Below are 17,448 nucleotides of genomic sequence, written 5' to 3'. Positions count from 1 at the left end.
ATGGACGCGGGAGCACGGCGAGACTGTCTTCCCGCCATGACACGTCGGCGCCGAGCCCAATGCCGGCTGCCACTACCGCAAGCACCCGGTCTGAGCGGACCACCGTGCTCCCAAAAGCCGATGTGAAGCCCGGGGTGGGACGGCACTGCGCTGGTCGTGGCCGAGCTGCTCGGCCGCTTTCGAGCACCGCTCGGCGAGCTGGTCTGCGTCCGCGCGATGTGAGTCGCCTTCGGAGAGGAGCCGTTTGCGGTAGGCGTACAGGCCGGCGAGGACGACACCGATCAGTGTGATGACGGTGACGGCGGTCTTGATGACGTCCTGGAGCGCGGGCAGAGGCTGTGAGGCGGGTTTGATCACTCCGTGACCGCGTCCGTGCTAGCTGTGCTGTCCCGGGAGATTGGTTACGGGTCAGCGTCGGGTGGTTCGTCCTTGAAGTCCGCCTGGTGCCGCTGTCACGGCATGGCCCAAACTGGCCCGCATGGATTGGTTGCCACTGCTCTCCACCCTGGCCGGTGCCGCGATCGGCATCGTCGCTACCCTCATCGCCGATCGGAATCGGTGGAAGCACGACGATGTCAAAGAAGCTCTTCGGCTGCGGCTCGACATCTACACGCAGTACACCACCACCGTGAAGGTCCTCGGTGAGACCCTACGGGCCTTGGCCAAACGAGAGCACCCTTCCGACGACGATCGAGCGCTTGCACTGCGCGAAGCCTTCCGGGATTCAGGCATAGCCATCGCATCAGAACGGATGTGGCTCATCGCGCCCCAACCCGTCGTCAAGGCCTCCAACAGCGTGTACCACTGCCTGCGCCGCATCTGCGACGGCTACATCGACGGCACCACTGTCAGCAGTCCAGAGGATCGCGCCCGTTGGGAGGCGCGCGGCAAAGCAGCTGCCATGATGCGCAAGCTCATGCGTGAAGATCTCGGCGTGGGCCCACTCACCGAACGCCACAGCCCCCTTCTCAACGACTACAACAACCCCGCCGCGCAGTGATCGTGACCATGGCACCAGCGTCATGTGACGGCACAGCTAGCCGTCCTCCTCGGGCGCCGCCTTGCCGAGCGCGGGCAACAAGAACTTCGCTCCATGTCACTTCGTGCAGGCCCGCGCCCCGGGCCGGCGAGCGCGTCCATCATCCGAGATGGGCCCGTGTCTGACACAGAGTCGCTTCAGTCCGTACCAGTGAAGTCGGGTCGCTTGAGTCGCTCAGACTCTGAGCGTTGCTGCTGCGGTTCGTTGAATGCAAGTCAGCGGAACTCCCACGACGTTGACGGTGAGCAGTGGTCCAATCTCAAAGGCGAGAGCTGGCGGCGAAAGACTCCCTTCACCTCCAGGTACTTCTCCACGGGCCGAATGACCACGTCAGAGGGTCTGTTGAGCCGTGGGTGTGTGCAGCCGACGGCAACGGCCTGAAACGTCGGAGGCGAGCGGCCGAGGCCACCGCGTCATCGGCGACGTGCACGACGTCGACGTCCTGGCGCACGGCCAGGCCCTCGGCCAGAACCGGAGCCCGCTCTCGGGTTCTGGCTCATTTTCTGGAGGGTGTCGCCCACCTGGTCAGCCAGTTGTCGAGCGACCAGCGGAGCGAACTGATCGACCTGCTCAGGACAATGGCTGAAGCCGAGTCCGACCCCGCGCGACGGGAGTTCCTGGAAGGATTCCCGGAAGGTTTCGAGCTCGTTGATGATGTGGTCTGACCTGTGCTCTACGAGTAGAGCAGGAGGCGCTTACGGAGGAGATGAAAGCCGGCCCGGGCCGAACATCTGGCGTTTGAGCATCTTGATCCTGTTGACGTGTCCTTCAACGACCCCGGAGCTCCAGGGCAGGGTGAGGCCGGCGATGACTGCATCGCGGTCACGGTCGATGCCTGCGGCGCGTGTGTGGGGGCCGGGAAGGGCGTCTCGCCGGACGGCATCGAGCCACTGCGGCAGCCGTTCGCCCTGGCGCTCGGTGAGCATCTGGCCGAAGGAGCGGACGTGGCCGGTGAGGGCGTCCAGTTCAGGGCAGTGGACCAGAACGGTCTTGAGCCGAAGGCTCTCCATCCCGGTGAGGGTCTCCGGCCGGCGGAGGATCCATCCGGCGACGCCCCTGGGTGACGGTGGCCGAGCCGTGACGGGGCCCGGCGAGAGCCGCTTCGCCCGGAAATAGACGCGAACCCGCTGGTCGCTGCCCTGTTAGCCGAGCGGCACCATCTCCTCCCACACCGTCCAGGCGTTCGTGCAGCCCTGATTCCAGCGGTCATCCAGGTAGGGCTTGAAGGCGTCGAGTTTGGATGGCCGGCCCTGCCACTGCCCGTGGAAGCTGTTCGCCGTATTCACGACGACAACCGTCGCCACGCCATCTCCGCCAGGACCGCCGCCCCCGCCGGCAGCGCCGCGTCGTCGAAGACCGCGTACGGGGAATGGTTGAAGGGCGCGTCCGCCGGGTCGGTGTCGGAGGGGCAGGCGGAGAGGCCCAGTTGGATGCCGGGGGCGACGGCAGTGAGGCGGGAGAAGTCCTCGGACGCCATGATGGGATGCTCCGCGGTGAACCAGCGGTCCTCGCCGTAGAGGTCGCTCACGACGCCACGAGCCAGATCCAGGGCCTCCTGCGCGGCGATCATCGCCGGGTAGATCTCCTCCGCGGTCACGTCCGCCGCCATGCCCCACCCCTCGGCGATCCCCTCGACGAGCCGCACCGCCCGCGGCAGGAAGCCGGCCATGGCCTCCGGCGAGGTGGCGCGGACGGTCGCCTCGAACTTGGCCGTCCCCGGGATGATGTTGAGCTTCGTGCCGGCCTGGAAGAGCCCGACCGTCAGAACCACCGGGTCGAAGACCGACGTGGTTCGCGTGACCAGGTTCTGCAGCGCCAGCAGCATCTCCGCGGCCACCGGCACCGGGTCGGCCGCCGTGTACGGGGTCGAACCGTGGCCGCCCTTGCCCTGCACGGTCACCTTCAGCTCGGCGTTGCTCGCGGTCTGCGTCCCCGCGCGCCCATGGAAGATGCCGCACTCGGCCCCGTTGGACGCGACATGCACCGAGTAGGCGCCCGCGAGCGGGTGGCCCGCGGCCTCCAACAACCCCTCCTCGATCATCAGCCGCGCCCCGTCGTAGCTCTCCTCACCGGGCTGGAACATGAACACCACCGTGCCCGGCAGCTCCTCCCGCCGCGCGCACAGCAGTTGCGCCGCCCCCACCAGGATCGCCACGTGCTGATCGTGCCCGCAGGCGTGCATCACACCGTCGATCCGGGACTTGTAGGGGACGTCCGCGAGCTCCTGCAGCGGCAGTGCGTCCATGTCGCCGCGCAGCAGCACCGCGGGGCCGGGGCGCCCGCCTCGCAGCACGGCGACGACCGAGCCGAGCGCCTTGCCGCGCGTGATCTCCAGCGGAAGCCCGTCGAGCGCGTCCAGCACCTTCGCCTGGGTGAGCGGCAGTTGCAGACCGATCTCGGGCTCGCGGTGCAACGCGTGGCGCAGCCTGGTCAGTTCGGGGGCGATCGCCTCAGCGGCTTCGCGGAAGGAGTGGGTCATGGTCGTGCGGCTCCTCACATGGGTCGGTGCCAGAGCCCTGTCGTCGAAGGCGACGTCGCGCGGCGGGCGTCACCTCTGACGACAGACCCTGGGGCAGTTCGGTGGTGCGGCGGCGCTAGAGCAGTTCGGTGGTGCTCGGTGGTGCGGCGGCGCTAGAGCAGTTCGGTGGTGCGGCGTCGTGCGAACAGGATCAGGGCCGCCGCGAGCAGACCCGACAGCGCGCAGGTCAGCCAGACGATGCGGTACGCGGCCACGGAGGGCAGCTGTGAGTGCGCAAGCAGCACGTTGCTGAGCACCACCGCGAACAAGCCGCCCGCGATGCCGCCCGCCAGGGTGCGTACGGTGTTGTAGATGCCCGCCGCGATACCGGTCTGCCCGGCCGGGGCGCGCTCGGCCACCAGTGAGGGGAAGCCGCCGGACATGAGGCCGATGCCGAGCCCGACGGCCGTGACGGTGACCGCGAAGGACGTACGGCTGTCGTTCAGGACGCACAGCACGCCGTAGCCCGCGGCGAGCAGGGCCGCGCCCCAGGCGATCGTGCGGTGCAACCCGAGGCGCGCGGCGACGCGGGAGTGCAGCGAGGCGCCGATCACCGAGGCGATCTGGCTGGGCAGGGTCGTCAGCGCGATCGCCGTCGTGTCAAGACCAAAGCCGTACCCCGTCGTGCCCCGGCCCGTGGCCAGGAACGTCGAGTTGGCGGACTGCGAGCCGAACAGCGCGATCGCGAACAGCATCGCGGCGAGCTGCACCGGCCACATCGAGCGGTGCCCGATGACCCGCAGGTCGACAGCGGGCTCCGGGGTCCGCAGTTCCCACCATGCCCAGACTGCGAGCACGACGAGCCCGGTGAGCAGACAACCGAGGACCGTGGACGAGCCCCAGCCGAGCTTCGACGTCTGCGACAGGCCGTACTGCAGAAGCAGCAGGGAGAGCGCCAGACCCATGAAGCCGACCGTGTCGATCCGCTGCCGCGTCCGCAGCGTCGTTTCGGGCACCAGGAAGAACGCGCAGGCCAGCGACAGTGCGGCGAGCACGACCAGGACGAGCAGCGCCGGACGCACGCCGCCCAGGAGATCCTCCGCAAACCCCGACATGAGGGAGCCGAGCGTGACACCGCCTGTGAGACAGCCGACGAGCAGGCCGATGGCACGCCTGCCCTGATCGCCCTGCACCTTGTCGCGGGTGATCGCGATGTTGAGCGGCAGCCAAGCCGACTGCGGTCCGGTCAACACCCGTCCGAGCAGCAGGAGTTCGTACGACGGCGCGAACGCGACCAGCGCTGCACCGGCCACGGAGAGGGCCAGGGAGACGCGCAGCATCAGCCGATGGCCGTACATGTCGCCGAGCTTGGTCAGTACCGGTATGCACACCGCGGCGGCCAGCAGTTGGAGGCTGGTGACCAGGCCGATATCGCCGGCGCTCACCTGGTGCAGCGCGGCGATCGACGGCAGCAGCGGCGGCAGGAAGCCCTGGAAGATGCCACTGGTCAGCTCGATGAACGCCAGAAAACCGACGACGGCGCCGATGCGGACCGGGGCGACGGACGGTGCGGACCGCGCTCTGGCAGGGGAAGGCGGGGACACGCTCATACGGGCTCCTAGGCAGGGGAGTCGACGGGCACCGGTGGTGGCGGGATTGCGGAACACCGTGCGGCACTGCGGTGAAGTGGTCGTGAATCTGGCCGAAATCCGTCAACTGTTACGCTCCGCCAGGTGGAATCCGTCACCGTGTCCGAAACCGACCTACAGCTGCTGCATGCGCTCCAGGTCAGCCCCCGCGCCCCCTGGAACGTGCTCGGCCAGGTCCTCGGCATCAGCCCGTCCACGGCCGCCCGGCACTGGGCGCGGCTCAGCGAGGAAGGGCTGGCCTGGGTCACGGCTTACCGCCCCGACCTGGCGGGACGGCTCGGCGACCCCACCAACGCACTGGTCACCGCCACCTGTACGCCGAGCCGGCTGACCGCCGTCGCCGCACAGCTCGCCACACACCCGCAGGTGCTCTCGGTCGAGTTGGTGTCGGGCGACGGAGACCTCCACCTCACGATCGCCGAGCGCGACCGGCACGCCTTCGCCGACTACATGCTGGACCGCTACTCGGACCTCGACGGACTGCTGCAATCCAGTACCTGCTGGGTGACCCGGCTCTACAAGGAAGGCAGCAAATGGCGGCTGCGCGCACTCAGCCCCGCCCAGGTACGCCGCCTGCGGGAGCTGACCGAACCGCGTACCACCGCACCCCACGACCGCCGCACCCTCCTCGGCCAGGTCGACCAGCGGATCGTGGACGCCCTGTCCGAGGACGGCCGTGCCTCATACGCCGCGCTCGCCGAGGCCGCCGGGATCAGCGAGCCGACGGTGCGTCGACGGCTGCGCGGGATGCTGGAGTCCGGCCGGCTCGCCGTGCGCTGCGACGTCGCCTGGGAGGCTGCGGGCTGGCCGGTGCACACCACGCTCGCGCTGCGTGTCCCGGCCGAGCGGCTGGACGAGACGGCCCGCGCTCTGGCCGCCCTGCCCGACACCCGGCTCGTCGCCACCTGCGTCGGCGAGGCCGACCTCGTCGTCAGCGTGTGGCTGCCCGCACTCGGCGACTCCCATCCGTTCGCTGCGATGCTCACCGAGCGCTTTCCCGGCGTTCGTATCGTGCGCTGGCTCACCGCGCTCCGGGCCGTGAAGCGCATGGGCCAACTGCTGGACGACCGGGGACGCGCCCTGCGCCCGGGATCCCACAGGCCTGCCGCAGACAGATCGAGTTTTCCTCAGATCGCCGCGCCCCAGCTAGGACGCACCGGAGCACTCGGTGGAAAGGATCGCGTGTGACGTGGACGCTGCCGGAACCGATGCTGAGCACTCCCGTGCCCGGGCCCGATCTGCGGCCGGGCTGGGAGGGGCGAGCCGAAGTTAGGGACAGGGCTTGTCCCTTGCCCCTTGTCCATGGGTCAACGACCCGGGACTGAAAGTCCCGGGCTTGCACAACGGGCGCCACTGGTTGTGGTGCTGCGTTTGCGTCCTGTCCCACTCCTGGTTTTCGGGGGTGGGTCTGGGGCGGTTGACTGCGCCCCGCATCTCCACAACTCTTCCGCACGGTGGCGGATGTTGCGGGAGCCGTTGCGGTCTGCGTGATCAACAAATCCGCAGGACCAGCATGCGAAGCGGGCCTGGGAGGCCCGGTTCGCTTTGTCGATGTGCCCGCATTGGGCGCAGGTGCGGGAGGTGTACGCCGGATTGACGTGCACCACGGGTACCCCTGCCTTGCGGGCCTTGTACGCGATGAAATCTCCGAGCTGGGCAAAGCTCCAGCTGGAGTGGGTGGCCCTCCCCCACTGCCTTAAGGGCGTGGGAGGTACCCCCAGGCTTGCGAAGCCGTACCCGTGCGCGGATGCCGGTGAGGTCTTCCAGGGCGATTCCGCGTCCGGTGCGTTCTGCCTCGGCCACCACATGTTTCGCGATCTTGTGGTTGATGTCCTTCACCCGCCGCGACTCCTTGCGGCGCCGCTTCTTCAGGCGCCGTTTGGCGGACGGGGTGTTCTTACGCTGGAGTTTCGTACGCAGTGTGCGCTCGCGCAGGCGCCCACGGTTGAGCTGGCGTCCGGCCATGATCTGACCGTCTGAGGTGGTGGCGATGTTCACGATTCCGAGATCGATCCCGAGGAACTGGGTGACGCTGGTGTTGAGTTCGGCTTCGGGGAGTTCGCAGGTGGCGGTCAGGAACCACATGCCGTCGCGGTACAGCAGGTCGGACTCGCCCTTGCGGTACAGGGCCAGGCGGGCCAGGTGTTCGGGGGCGGCTGTGAACGCCACCTCTTTCATCCGGCCCGACAGGGTCCAGATCGACACGGTGCGCTCTGTGTACTGCCAGGACAGCATCCGGTCGTCATACGGCTGCGCACCTGCTGGGCGGAAGGCGATCGGTTTCTCGACCGCCCGCCGGTAACGCTGCGAGCCCGGCTTGCCGAGGTTTCCTGCCTGCAGGTTCGCCCTCAACGTGCGGTAGGCGTCGCAGGTCTTCTTGATGACGTGCTGGGCGGCCTGAGCTCTGAGCCCCCACCGGTCCTTGACCTGGGTGTAGGTGTGCTCACGCAGCGCGAAGTTGCGCTTGATGTCCTTCTCGAACGCCACTTGCGACACCCAGGTCGCGGCCTCGTTGCAGGCATGCAGGGTTTCCTCAAGTGCCGCCGCCTGCAGAGGCGTCGGCAGGAGTTTCACCTGCACAGTCAACTTCACGACCGCGACGTTACCTGCCACCCGACGTACCGGCATTCGAACAGCGCACATTCCTCACCGGGCACTTCGGCCCGGTTTCTTGCGGACTCTCCGCGCCCGTTGTCGCGGCGATGCTCCGCATCGCCGTCACCGGATGCGATTCCTCCCGGGGGTGAACCCCCGGGGTTCCTCGCAAGAGCACGCTGAATCGGGTTATCGGCACTCGGCGTGGAGAATCCCCGGCCCTTTGGTGGCATGAGCTTTGGCAACTGCACCCGACACCGTGTCAGTCCGCGGCCCGCTAGATCGATGCGCCGACCGGTTCGCCCCCTCCACGCCGTTCGCGTCACAGGCGCGTGTTCATACCCGATCATCGCACCGACCTTGGCCACCGAAGAGGCCCAGGCTGCCCCGTTGGCGCGAACGGCCGTCGGGTAGAAGGTGCCGGCGATACTGGTGATGCCGCCGTGACCACCGTTGATGAACATCTTGGCCGAGATGACGACCACCACATACACGGTCGGAGCGAGGGCTCCCAGGCCGAGAGTGAGCATGCAGACGACGGCGGCCAGCGGCATCCACAGGATGACGCCGGCGCCCTTCCGGTCGACGAAACGGCTAATCGCGAACTGCCCGAAGGCTCCCGCCACGCTGGCCGCCGCCGCGATGGTGGCCGCAGCGTCGACGCTGAACCCCATCCCCTCGTTGATCATCGGCGTCCAGAAGACCATGAAGTAGATCAGGGCGGAGGACAGCAGGTACACCAGCCACAGCAGGGGGGTGATACGAACCAGCGGGCCGCGGAAGAGGGCTGCCAGAGCGAATCCCTTGACTGCGGACTGCTGCTGGTGGTCGCCGGTGGTGAAGCGGGTGCCCTGTGCCAGGTCGAGGCCCGGCTGGAGGCGATGCAGGATGCGGGCGATCCGCTCGTCGCTGCCGCCGCGGGCTCGTACCGCGAGGAACTTCACCGACTCCGGGACGCATATCCACACCGCCACGACGGTGAGCAGGGAGCAGACCCCGCCCAGCACGAAGACGGAGCGCCAACCGTGGTCGGGGACCAGGAGGTTGGACAGCGGGCCGCCCGCGGCACCGCCGAGGGTGTAGCCGACCATGATGATCGACACTCCGGTGACACGGAACCGCCTGGGCGCATACTCGGCGGACAGCGCCCAGGTCAGCGGCAGCCCGTCAACCGTTTGCTCAGACGGGAAGTTCGGTGATGCTGAGGGCGAAGTCCAAGTTCCCCACCCCGTGGTTGGCGAGGCCCACCGTGACCACGCCCGCTCCTTCCAGCCAGTGCGCCATTTTCAGGCCGCCGACGTCCAGCGGGCGCAGCCCGAGGCTCTCGATGAACGCCTCCACACTCGCCTTGGCCTGCGCATGGTCGCCAGCGATGAAGACGTCGGGCCGACCTTTCTCCAGGACGTGACGGAAGACGGTGTTGAACCCCTTCACCACGCTGGCGCCGGCCGGGGCCGCCTTGGCGACTTCCTGCGCGATCGAGGTCTCCTCGCGGTGGGCCAGCCCGTCGAACGTGGAATTGAAGGGATTGCTGATGTCGACGATGACCTTGCCCGCGAGAGCGTCTCCGTACTGGGCTACGACCGGCACGACACCGTCGTACAGCAGGGCCACGATGACGATGTCCCCGGCCGGGGCGGTGCCCCATTCTCCCGTCGTGGCGCCGCCGCCGAGAGCCTTGGCCAGGTCAGCGGCCTTGGACTGATCGCGGCCCATGACCTCGACGGTGTTGCCGCCCGCTACCGCCCGCGCGCCGATGGTGCGGGCCATGTTCCCGGTGCCGATGATGCTGATGTTGCTCATGAGATGTCCTGCCCTGGTTGTGTGTTGTTCGGTTCAGAGGGCGGTGGTGCCGCCGTCGGCGACGAGTTCCATGCCGTTGACGTAGCTGGAGTCGTCGGAGGCGAGGAAGAGGGCGGCGGTGGCGATTTCGTCGGGGCGGCCCATCTGGCCGCGGGGGATGAGGGACTCGAACTGGCGCTTGGTGGCCTCGTCGAAGAGTTCTTCCTGCTTGGCGGTGGCGACCTGGCCGGGGGTCAGGACGTTGACGCGGATGCGGCGGTCCTTGAGCTCGTTGAGCCAGATACGGGCCCAGGCCTGCTGGACGGCCTTGCTGCCGGCGTAGACGCTCCAGCCGGGGAAGGCGCCGAGGGAGGCGTTGGAGCCGGTCATGAGGATGGAGCCGCCGTCGTTGAAGAGCGGGAGGGCCTTCTGGACCGTGAACAGGGTGCCGCGGGCGTTGAGCCCGAACCAGGTGTCGAACTGGGCCTCGGTGATCTCGCCGAGCGGGGCGGGCTCGCCCCCGCCGGCGCTGGCCCACAGTACGTCGAGGCTGCCCTTCTCCCGCTTGACGGTGTCGTACAGGCGGTCCAGGTCGTCCAGGTCGGCGGCGTCGCCCTGGACGCCGGTGACGTTGCGGCCGATCTGCTTCACGGCCTCGTCCAGGGCCTCCTGGCGGCGGCCGGTGATGAAGACGTGCGCTCCCTCGTCGACGAACAGCTTCGCGCCGGCCAGCGCCATGCCGGTGGTGCCGCCGGTGATGACCGCGACCTTGCCGTCGAGCTTTCCCATAGTCATTCCCTTGGGTCGGTGGTGCCGTGTGTACCTGGGGCGACGATATTAAGTACACCGCCCTGTGTGCTTACGGTACGGGGCGGGCGGCCGGGACGCAAACTATGTACACCGGTCGTTACCTAGCCGCGGTACGATGGACCCATGACGGAGTTGGAGAAGGGCCCCACGGGCCGCCGCCGCGGCCGGGGCGCCCGCGAGCGCATCCTCAGTGCGTCCCAGCAGCTGTTTCGCGAGCAGGGCATCAACCGCACCGGCATGGACCAGCTTTGTGCGGCGGCCGAGGTGTCCAAGCGCACGGCCTACCAGCACTTCACCAGCAAGGACGAACTCGTCGCCGAGTACCTGCGCCGGTTCGACCCCTCCGTTCTGTCCGGCGTGTTCGACCGCACCGACCTCACGCCCCGCGAACGGCTCCTCGCCGCCTTCGACATCCCCGCCGCTACCCCCCTGTGCCCCTACATCGCCGCCGCCGTCGAACTCCACGACCCCCAGCACCCCGCATCCCAGTACGCACGCGACTACAAGAAAGCCGTCGCCGCGCGGCTCGCCGACACCGCCCGCGAAGCCGGCGCCGCCGACCCTGAACAGCTCGGTGAGCAGCTCGCGCTCCTCATCGACGGCGCCGCGGCCCGCACCCGGGTCCTCAACACCGACGCCTTCCCCACCGCCGCCGCCATCGCCGCCGTCCTCATCGACAACGCCATCCCCGCCACAGCCAGCGATGACCGGCGACGGGAGGAAGTGTCGAGTTGACTCGGCACTCCGCGGCCGGGCTGGACGCGCTGCCGGTCGCGCGGCTGCACCCGCTGGTACGCGACACCAGCCGCCCGGCACCCGGCCCCGACCTGCTGGCTTTTGCGGAACTGGCCGCCCGTCTGCTGAAGACCACGGCAGAAGCCGCCGGGGAGATCGGCGACCCCCGAGGACCCGCCGACGTGGTCGGCCTGGCAGCTGCTGGCCCCGCACGCTGCCGTGGTGCTGAACAACCTCAGCGCTCTACCGGACAGCTCAGACGAGACGATCGGGGCGGCAGCAGTCGATCGGCGGGGCCGCCGTCACCGACGACGCCATGCTCACCGTCGCGCTCCCCCTCTGCGACCAGGAACTGAGCCTGCGGGAGATCGCCGAGCGACTCGTCATCTCCACCGGGAAGAAGAAGAGCCAGCACCCGTCAGCGGCCACCGTCATGCGGATGCTCCGCGACCACGATGAGAGGGCACTGGAAGCTTCTGATCAGGGACAGCTCCTTTGCCCCTGGCCGTGGCTTCAGGACTTCGAGGCCGTCACCGGCCGGGGTCCCAGCACACGAACTGGTCCGCGTGCTCGTCGACTTTCCGCGTGGAACAGCCTGCCGAGCGGCGAGTGGCCGACGCGGGTCAACCATGGACCGCTGACTCATGCCAACGTGCCAGTGAGTCAGCCCTTCCACCCACAGGTGAAGCGTGCCGTGAACTGCTGCGACGAGCTGTTCCGGTACGCAGAACCGGCCAGCACCGGAGAACCTTGAGAAGACCCTCGCTGCGATGAAGAAGGCCCGCCCAACTCGCCGAGGACGCCAACGTCAAACAACTGACCCAGCAGCCCACCGACCGCGTCATCGCGCTGGCCGGCCCTCGCCCTGGCCTTGCTCCCTCGCTGGACTTCGCCGGCCGCGAGGAGTACCTGCTGCGCAGTGTTCAGCTGTACATCGACGCGGCCGGCACCCGCGGCATCGGCCGCACCTCCACTGCATGGCGAACGTGCTGTATCTCGCGCTGTTGCTGGAGCGGCTGGAGCTACGCCGCAACGCGGTGGAGGGAGAGGACACACTGCCGGTCGATTCGATCGGCGTCGGCTCAGTGGGGTGTGCATGACGCCTGCCTTGAAACCCCGGCCCTCCTGTACGGCATGTCCCAGGCCTTCCTCAGTAATCACGGCATACCTTCTTCCTCGAACGAGGACTGTCCGTGACTCGCAGCGCCACGCGTCGTCTCACCAGGAAGTGAGTCATGCCTGTCCAGGCGAAGAGATTCGGTTTTGACATGCCGTGGGCGTCGCTCTACGGATACATCCAGGCAATCCAGGCCGGTGACGCGGTGTACCTGTCCGGGCAGATGTCTCATGACCGTGGCGGCAACTTCGTAGGTGCCGGCGACTTCGAGCTCCAGGTCAAAACCACGCTGGCCGATCTGGACCTGATGCTGAAGCACTTCGGGGCCGAGCGCGGCCAGATCGTGGAAAGCACGGTGCTGGTGAGGAACCTGCGGGAGAACTTCGATGCGACCGCACGCCTTCACGCCGGGCACTTCGGGGAACAGCGGCCGACCAGCACAGTCATGGGTGTTTCTGACCTGGCACTTCCGGACCAGTCGGTGGAGATCGGCGCGCGTGCGTCTCGACGTGAAGCCATAGGCCGGAGTCGGCCTGCCTCCCCTGGTTCATCTGTCGCGCTGCCGTACCTCTCGTGCCGCCTCTGGCCGCAGCAGCGGCCAGAGGCGTGGGGACAATCCGTCTCTTCAGCCCACGCGGTCGAACTTCGGCGAGCGCCCGCCGCTGCGAAACCTGCCCGGACCCGTCAGTCCACCAATCCGTCAAAGGGCTGGCCTGGAACCACCCACTCACGAATCGGGAAGTCGCCATGTCCTACCCAGAGCCCCGTTACCTCGGCGAAAGGGGCCAGTCCAGCGCACTGTTCCGACCTGCACCCTCGCACCCCGACACCGGCTCGGGCGGCACCAACATCAGCTACGTGGCCAAGCGGGAGAACACCAACGGCGAGTTCGGCCTGTACAAGATCGACATGGCGCCGAAGACCCTGGGCGCCAGGGAACACTTCCACCGTACGATCTCCGAGTCCTTCTACGTCCTGTCCGGCGAGGTCCGGCTCTACAACGGCGAACGCTGGGTCACAGCAGGCGAGGGAGACTTCCTCTACGTACCGCCCGGCGGGCTCCACGCCTTCCAGAACGACAGCGACGACCCGGTGTCGTTTCTGCTGCTCTTCACACCGGGAGCTTCCAGGGAGGAGTACTTCGAGAAGGTGGCGGAGTACTCACAACGCAGCCCCGAAGAGTTGAAAGCCTTCCGGATCAGGCACGACCAGTACAACACCACCGACATGCCCGACGACTAGGCTGCACTGAGTGCTGCGGTCCCTGCATCACACGCCCGGGACGCCCGAAAGCGGCCTGGCCGGTGCGGCCCGTCAGTCCCCGTCATCGGTGTCTTCAGGTGCGTCCGGGTCCCGGAAAGGACGCAGGCCCTGGCCGGGGCCGGATCACCGGCGCCCCGTGAGCTGCGACCGCCTCATCGATCACGCTCTGACCTGCCCCTGAGCTCTCGGCAGTTGTCGGCACTGGTCATCGTCCAGCGCCCTCCCCAGGGCCGGAGGTCGGCCCGGGAGGGCGCTTGGGCGTGAGCACCGCTTGAGGAGCGAGATTAGGTGATCGTAGGCGTGACCTGCGCATTCCCTGGCCTGATCAGCCCGACGGAAGTCACCCCTTTCAACCCCGATTCCCCGTGAGTCCCCGTCCGTTCTGGCACGAGAGTGACACGGCCCGAGGACAGTGCCACGACCCCTCGATGCGAACTGTGGCCGGTTCGGTCGTTGAGGTCTGCTTGGCCGGTCGGTCGGGTGTCTGAAGTTGGTCGGAGGCGATCGCGGTTGCGCCGGTTGCTGTACTTCGCTGCTGTACAGCGCTCGCGTTGACCACCGCATGAGGAGTTCGCCCCGGGAGACGGCATATGCCCACCGAGACCACTCGGCCAGGAGAAGACTGGCGCCAGTACCGGCCGGGCCGCATCCTACCTGTCGTCTTCGTCCCGGCCGTCTTCGAAGACGAATAGTGGCTTGGCGCCGTGCGCGGGTGTTTCGGCGAGCGAGATGGCTTCAGTGAAGCGTTCGAGCGGGAACGGCTGGCCGTGGGGGATGGTCAGCACTCCATCTGCGACGAGAGCGCGAACCTCGGACAGCGCGTACAGCGCATCCGCAGGTGAGGCACTGCCGAACCAGCGGTTCAGCCAGAAGCCACGGACTGCTTTGGCCTCGTAGATGACCGAGCGTGCCTGCAGGGGGATCGTCAGCGCTGCCGGGTCAGTTTGCCGATGGGTGGAGAGCGCGCCGTAGACCACGACCTCTCCTCCCGGAGCCAATGCCTGGGATACCTGGGCACCCACGTGGCCCGCGACACAGTCGGTGGCCTTGTGCACGCCGGCCGGTCCTGCGATCTCAGCCACACGCTGCATCAGGTCCTCGTCCTCAGTGCAAATGACCTCGTCACCGCCAAGCGCTTTGATCTCCTCAACGGCATCGCGCCGCCGCACGACATTGATCGTAGGAATGCCCAGATGCCTGGCCAGCTGAATAACGAGCCGGCCGACGGTGGAGCCCGCGGCCGTCTGCAACAGCCACTCCCCCGGCTGTGCGCCGAGTTCGCGTGTCACCAGGAGCAGCGCGGTCAACGGGTTGACGGCGAGTTGGCATGCGTCGGAGTCGCTCAGATGATCGGGGACCGGCAGGAGCCGTCGTGTATCGGCAACAAGATATTCCTGCCAAGTGCCGGCCACATGCGGCCCGGGTACCGCCGGGATTGCAACGTTCACCACGCGCTCGCCGATCTTCAGCCCCTCGGTATCCGGGCCCAGGGCCTCAATACGGCCCACGCACTCCATGTTCCCCCCAACAGTGGGAAACTCGGGGGAGAAACCGTAGCGGCCACGCAGCACGTGCAGATCACTGGCGTGAACCGGAGTCGCCTTCACACGGATCAACGCCTGACCGGCCTCTGGTGTGGGAACAGGCCGGGATTCCAGCCGCAGGACGTCGGTCGGCTCGCCCACCTTTCCGGCTACGAGCGCGCGCATGGATTGTGGCATGAGTGACCTCGTCTCTCAGCGCCCGACGAACTCGGTGGGCTTCTGGACAGGAACAATGCCGGTGCCAGCATCCTCGTCGGCGACCAGGCTCCGAACCCCTCTTTTCCTCGATGGAGCAGGCCCGTGCGCAGAGCGACATCGGCGTCGGGCCCCCTCTAGCCCACTACCGACTCGCCCAGCCTGATCATGTGAGCGCACTGGTTCGTGCCGCCTATCGAGGTCCGTGATCAGGACCGTCGCCGCAGCGCACTGAATCTGAGTTCAGAGTGGAGGATCGCCAAACGGATCGGATGCCCGAAGGTACCGGCGAGATTCTTGACGAGCGTCTGCGTGCTGTCAGTCATCATTGATCACCTCGATGGACTGAACCCCGGGCGCACGGCCTGCGAAGTCTGCCGCACGCACCGCACCCGAGAGCCCCTGGAGTCCCCGACATCACGCTAAGCGCCACGGACAGGCCCTGCAATCCAGCCTCCGACGGCTCCAACCTGGTCGCCAGTCCGTATTGCCGCAGGCGGACGAAATACGACCCGCAGCACAAGGCCCCGAAGAACAACTTCTCACCACGGCCGATCCCGAAGGAGGACAACGGCGCCGACGGGCGTATCACCGCGGACTTCTACCGCCTCAACCGCATCATCGACGGCCCCGACGACGGCTGCACCATCAAGGTTTCCTGACGCCACCACTCCCCCGGTCCCCGCCCCGGCGGGGACCGGAAGATGTCACGCGGGCCAGAACTGCAGCAGGCAGCGCTCGGCATGGACCGGGACTTCCCGCTCGGCCAGTTCACGGACCCGCTCGCGACCACTCACGTACACCAGTACATGCCAGCGCCCACCCGCCTGCCCGAGCTCAATCACGTCCTCGCAGGGAGCACGGCACATCACCGGGCAGACGATCAACGTCAACGGAGGTGCGTTCACCACCCGTTGATCCGCCAGGAGTCAGGGCAAGCTGCCGTCCGTCTGCGGCAGCCAAAGCTGAGATCTGACGACTGAACTGCCGCGTCACGGACATCTACGCGACGCGACAGCCCAGCTCAGCCCCCATCACGGACACTTCGACGTTCGGAAGAAAGAGCGCTTCCTCAGTGAGCGGCGCACCTCGCTGCCGGACATCGACCTCGACGTGGAGCCCGCCCGCCGCCTCAAGGTCTACGACAAGATCATCGAACGGTTCGGGCTCGAGAAATCAGCCGGGCAACAGTGACAGGTACCCGAGCTGGCGACGATCGGTATGGAGAAGTCGGGCGCCTCGGACCGGTTCACCATCGTGCGCGACGTGGACGACCCCGATGTGCTGTGGAATGTCGAGGTGTTCAAGTCCACCGAGGCGAAGGACGCCTACGAGAACAGCCCGCTGGCCGACGAGATCATCGGCCTCCTTGCGGAGCCGCCGATGCGCATCGAGGTGCGCCCGTACTCCGCGGCACCGCCGGCAGCCGGTCAGTCGTGACCTCGGCGGGCTGCCCGCCGAGCGAAACCGCTCGCCGGGCTGCCCACGGATCCCGCTGGGGCCGGTGCGAGATCTGCGTGGCTATCGATGCCGGGTGAGAGTGTTGAGCCCCGTGTAGATGAGCTGAGCCGCACGCCGGACGTCGGCGCTGACGGCTGTGTGCAGTTCCTCGGGCGTGCGGGTGCGGTTGAGGTGCCTGCGCAGGGCCTGGAACTGGATAGGCCACAGCCCCACCAGGGCGGCTGCGCCGATCTGCGGTTCGGGGTCGTCCGGGCTCATCCCGGTGCGCTGCGCCAGGACCTCGGCGGCTACGGCGACCTGCTGTTCGGTCATGTCGTGCTGGTAGGCGCGCAGGGACGGTGTGGATCTGAGCAGCATGCCGAAGCTCAGGAACCTGGCCCTGGCGTGGGCCGGGTCGTCCTGAGCACTCAACCACGAGATGATGCCGCCCAGTTCGCCAGAAAGGATCTCCAACGCCGCCTCGACCGGCGGCAGACTCGGATCGGCGAGGGCTGTCCGCAGGGCGTGCAATGTGGCTTCCCCCAGGTCAAGGACGAGAGATTCCTTGGTCGGGAAGTAGTTGAACACCGTCTTCTCCGACACCCCGCAGGCGTCCGCGATCTCGGCGCACCGCACGGCGTCAAAGCCCCGTTCGATGAACATCTCGGTGGCGGTGTCGGTCAGCTGGCGCCGCAGGAGGCGCTTCTTGCGAGCCCACAGCCCCTCGGTGGCGGGCTCGTCGTCGCGGTGCAGTGCCGTCCAGTCCACAGTCCGCATGAACCGCACGGCAGCGGAACGCGCTTCACCTACGACCACGTCGG

General features: G+C 67.6%; 17 protein-coding genes and 4 pseudogenes. 10 read left to right on the top strand and 11 right to left on the bottom strand.

What is annotated here, in order from left to right:
• Positions 1-72 precede the first annotated feature (72 nt).
• Positions 73-357 carry a hypothetical protein gene (locus ACWIGU_RS41535; RefSeq protein ID WP_454407018.1) on the bottom strand — a complete coding sequence of 95 codons (285 nt, stop codon included), beginning with the start codon at positions 355-357 and terminating at the stop codon, positions 73-75.
• Positions 358-478: 121 nt separating this feature from the next.
• Between ACWIGU_RS41535 and ACWIGU_RS41530 the strand changes: the two genes are divergently transcribed.
• Together ACWIGU_RS41530 and ACWIGU_RS41525 are read left to right on the top strand one after the other, a co-directional pair.
• A complete protein-coding gene (locus ACWIGU_RS41530; protein WP_454407016.1) occupies positions 479-1,000 on the top strand; it encodes a hypothetical protein in 522 nt (173 codons plus the stop codon).
• Between the two features lie 392 nt (positions 1,001-1,392).
• Entirely contained in the window at positions 1,393-1,704 is a 312-nt protein-coding gene (locus ACWIGU_RS41525; protein ID WP_454407014.1) for a hypothetical protein, read from the top strand.
• A gap of 8 nt (positions 1,705-1,712) precedes the next feature.
• On the opposite strand, the pseudogene ACWIGU_RS41520 reads toward ACWIGU_RS41525, so the two are convergent.
• From ACWIGU_RS41520 to ACWIGU_RS41505, 4 genes and pseudogenes are all read right to left on the bottom strand, one after another.
• Positions 1,713-2,049: pseudogene (locus ACWIGU_RS41520) on the bottom strand (transposase).
• Between the two features lie 132 nt (positions 2,050-2,181).
• Positions 2,182-2,325, bottom strand: coding sequence for a hypothetical protein (locus ACWIGU_RS41515; protein WP_454407012.1), 144 nt, complete (start codon positions 2,323-2,325; stop codon positions 2,182-2,184).
• On the bottom strand, positions 2,322-3,518 hold the full coding sequence (locus ACWIGU_RS41510) for a M20 metallopeptidase family protein (protein WP_454407010.1): 1,197 nt from the start codon (positions 3,516-3,518) through the stop codon (positions 2,322-2,324). Before ACWIGU_RS41510 ends, ACWIGU_RS41515 begins: the two co-directional genes overlap by 4 nt.
• A gap of 152 nt (positions 3,519-3,670) precedes the next feature.
• The gene (locus ACWIGU_RS41505) at positions 3,671-5,107 is read right to left on the bottom strand and encodes an MFS transporter (protein WP_454407008.1); all 1,437 of its coding nucleotides are present in this window, start codon (positions 5,105-5,107) and stop codon (positions 3,671-3,673) included.
• A gap of 123 nt (positions 5,108-5,230) precedes the next feature.
• Here ACWIGU_RS41505 and ACWIGU_RS41500 point away from each other — a divergent pair, with 123 nt between their 5' ends.
• Positions 5,231-6,334 (top strand): Lrp/AsnC family transcriptional regulator, encoded by a 1,104-nt coding sequence (locus ACWIGU_RS41500; RefSeq protein ID WP_454407006.1) that lies wholly within the window; start codon positions 5,231-5,233, stop codon positions 6,332-6,334.
• Positions 6,335-6,453: 119 nt separating this feature from the next.
• Here the strand turns inward: ACWIGU_RS41500 and ACWIGU_RS41495 are convergent.
• The 4 genes and pseudogenes from ACWIGU_RS41495 to ACWIGU_RS41480 all read right to left on the bottom strand — a co-directional run bounded on the left by ACWIGU_RS41495 (position 6,454) and on the right by ACWIGU_RS41480 (position 10,312).
• A pseudogene (locus ACWIGU_RS41495) lies at positions 6,454-7,738 on the bottom strand (RNA-guided endonuclease InsQ/TnpB family protein).
• Entirely contained in the window at positions 7,735-8,898 is a 1,164-nt protein-coding gene (locus tag ACWIGU_RS41490; RefSeq protein WP_454407163.1) for an MFS transporter, read from the bottom strand. The pseudogene ACWIGU_RS41495 and the gene ACWIGU_RS41490 overlap by 4 nt, the downstream one beginning before the upstream one ends.
• Before the next feature lie 22 nt (positions 8,899-8,920).
• Positions 8,921-9,544 (bottom strand): NADPH-dependent F420 reductase, encoded by a 624-nt coding sequence (locus tag ACWIGU_RS41485; protein WP_454407004.1) that lies wholly within the window; start codon positions 9,542-9,544, stop codon positions 8,921-8,923.
• Between the two features lie 33 nt (positions 9,545-9,577).
• On the bottom strand, positions 9,578-10,312 hold the full coding sequence (locus ACWIGU_RS41480; protein ID WP_059133328.1) for an SDR family NAD(P)-dependent oxidoreductase: 735 nt from the start codon (positions 10,310-10,312) through the stop codon (positions 9,578-9,580).
• Positions 10,313-10,456: 144 nt separating this feature from the next.
• On the opposite strand from ACWIGU_RS41480, the gene ACWIGU_RS41475 reads away from it, so the two are divergent.
• The 5 genes and pseudogenes from ACWIGU_RS41475 (at position 10,457) to ACWIGU_RS41455 (ending at position 13,427) form a co-directional block, all read left to right on the top strand.
• Complete coding sequence (locus ACWIGU_RS41475; RefSeq protein ID WP_454407001.1) at positions 10,457-11,068, top strand: TetR/AcrR family transcriptional regulator; 612 nt, start codon at positions 10,457-10,459, stop codon at positions 11,066-11,068.
• A 316-nt stretch (positions 11,069-11,384) separates the two neighbouring features.
• A complete protein-coding gene (locus tag ACWIGU_RS41470) occupies positions 11,385-11,822 on the top strand; it encodes a hypothetical protein (RefSeq protein ID WP_454406999.1) in 438 nt (145 codons plus the stop codon).
• Between the two features lie 223 nt (positions 11,823-12,045).
• Positions 12,046-12,168 (top strand): hypothetical protein, encoded by a 123-nt coding sequence (locus ACWIGU_RS41465; RefSeq protein ID WP_454406997.1) that lies wholly within the window; start codon positions 12,046-12,048, stop codon positions 12,166-12,168.
• Positions 12,169-12,303: 135 nt separating this feature from the next.
• Positions 12,304-12,627 (top strand): annotated as a pseudogene (locus tag ACWIGU_RS41460) (RidA family protein); the annotation flags it as partial.
• Between the two features lie 305 nt (positions 12,628-12,932).
• A complete protein-coding gene (locus ACWIGU_RS41455) occupies positions 12,933-13,427 on the top strand; it encodes a cupin domain-containing protein (protein WP_454406995.1) in 495 nt (164 codons plus the stop codon).
• A 671-nt stretch (positions 13,428-14,098) separates the two neighbouring features.
• Here ACWIGU_RS41455 and ACWIGU_RS41450 read toward each other — a convergent pair.
• The gene (locus tag ACWIGU_RS41450) at positions 14,099-15,157 is read right to left on the bottom strand and encodes a zinc-dependent alcohol dehydrogenase family protein (RefSeq protein WP_454406993.1); all 1,059 of its coding nucleotides are present in this window, start codon (positions 15,155-15,157) and stop codon (positions 14,099-14,101) included.
• Between the two features lie 1,092 nt (positions 15,158-16,249).
• Here ACWIGU_RS41450 and ACWIGU_RS41445 point away from each other — a divergent pair.
• Both ACWIGU_RS41445 and ACWIGU_RS41440 read left to right on the top strand, forming a co-directional pair.
• Positions 16,250-16,369, top strand: a pseudogene (locus ACWIGU_RS41445) (hypothetical protein); the annotation flags it as partial.
• Between the two features lie 39 nt (positions 16,370-16,408).
• Positions 16,409-16,627, top strand: a complete 219-nt coding sequence (locus ACWIGU_RS41440; RefSeq protein WP_454406991.1) for a putative quinol monooxygenase — start codon at positions 16,409-16,411, stop codon at positions 16,625-16,627.
• A gap of 81 nt (positions 16,628-16,708) precedes the next feature.
• On the opposite strand, the gene ACWIGU_RS41435 is transcribed toward ACWIGU_RS41440, so the two are convergent.
• The gene (locus tag ACWIGU_RS41435; RefSeq protein WP_454406990.1) at positions 16,709-17,404 is read right to left on the bottom strand and encodes a TetR family transcriptional regulator; all 696 of its coding nucleotides are present in this window, start codon (positions 17,402-17,404) and stop codon (positions 16,709-16,711) included.
• Between the last annotated feature and the right edge of the window lie 44 nt (positions 17,405-17,448).

Source organism: Streptomyces sp. NPDC055400 (assembly GCF_053644375.1).
The sequence above is the reverse complement of the archived record's forward strand: the minus strand, read 5'-3'. Positions and strand labels throughout refer to the sequence as shown.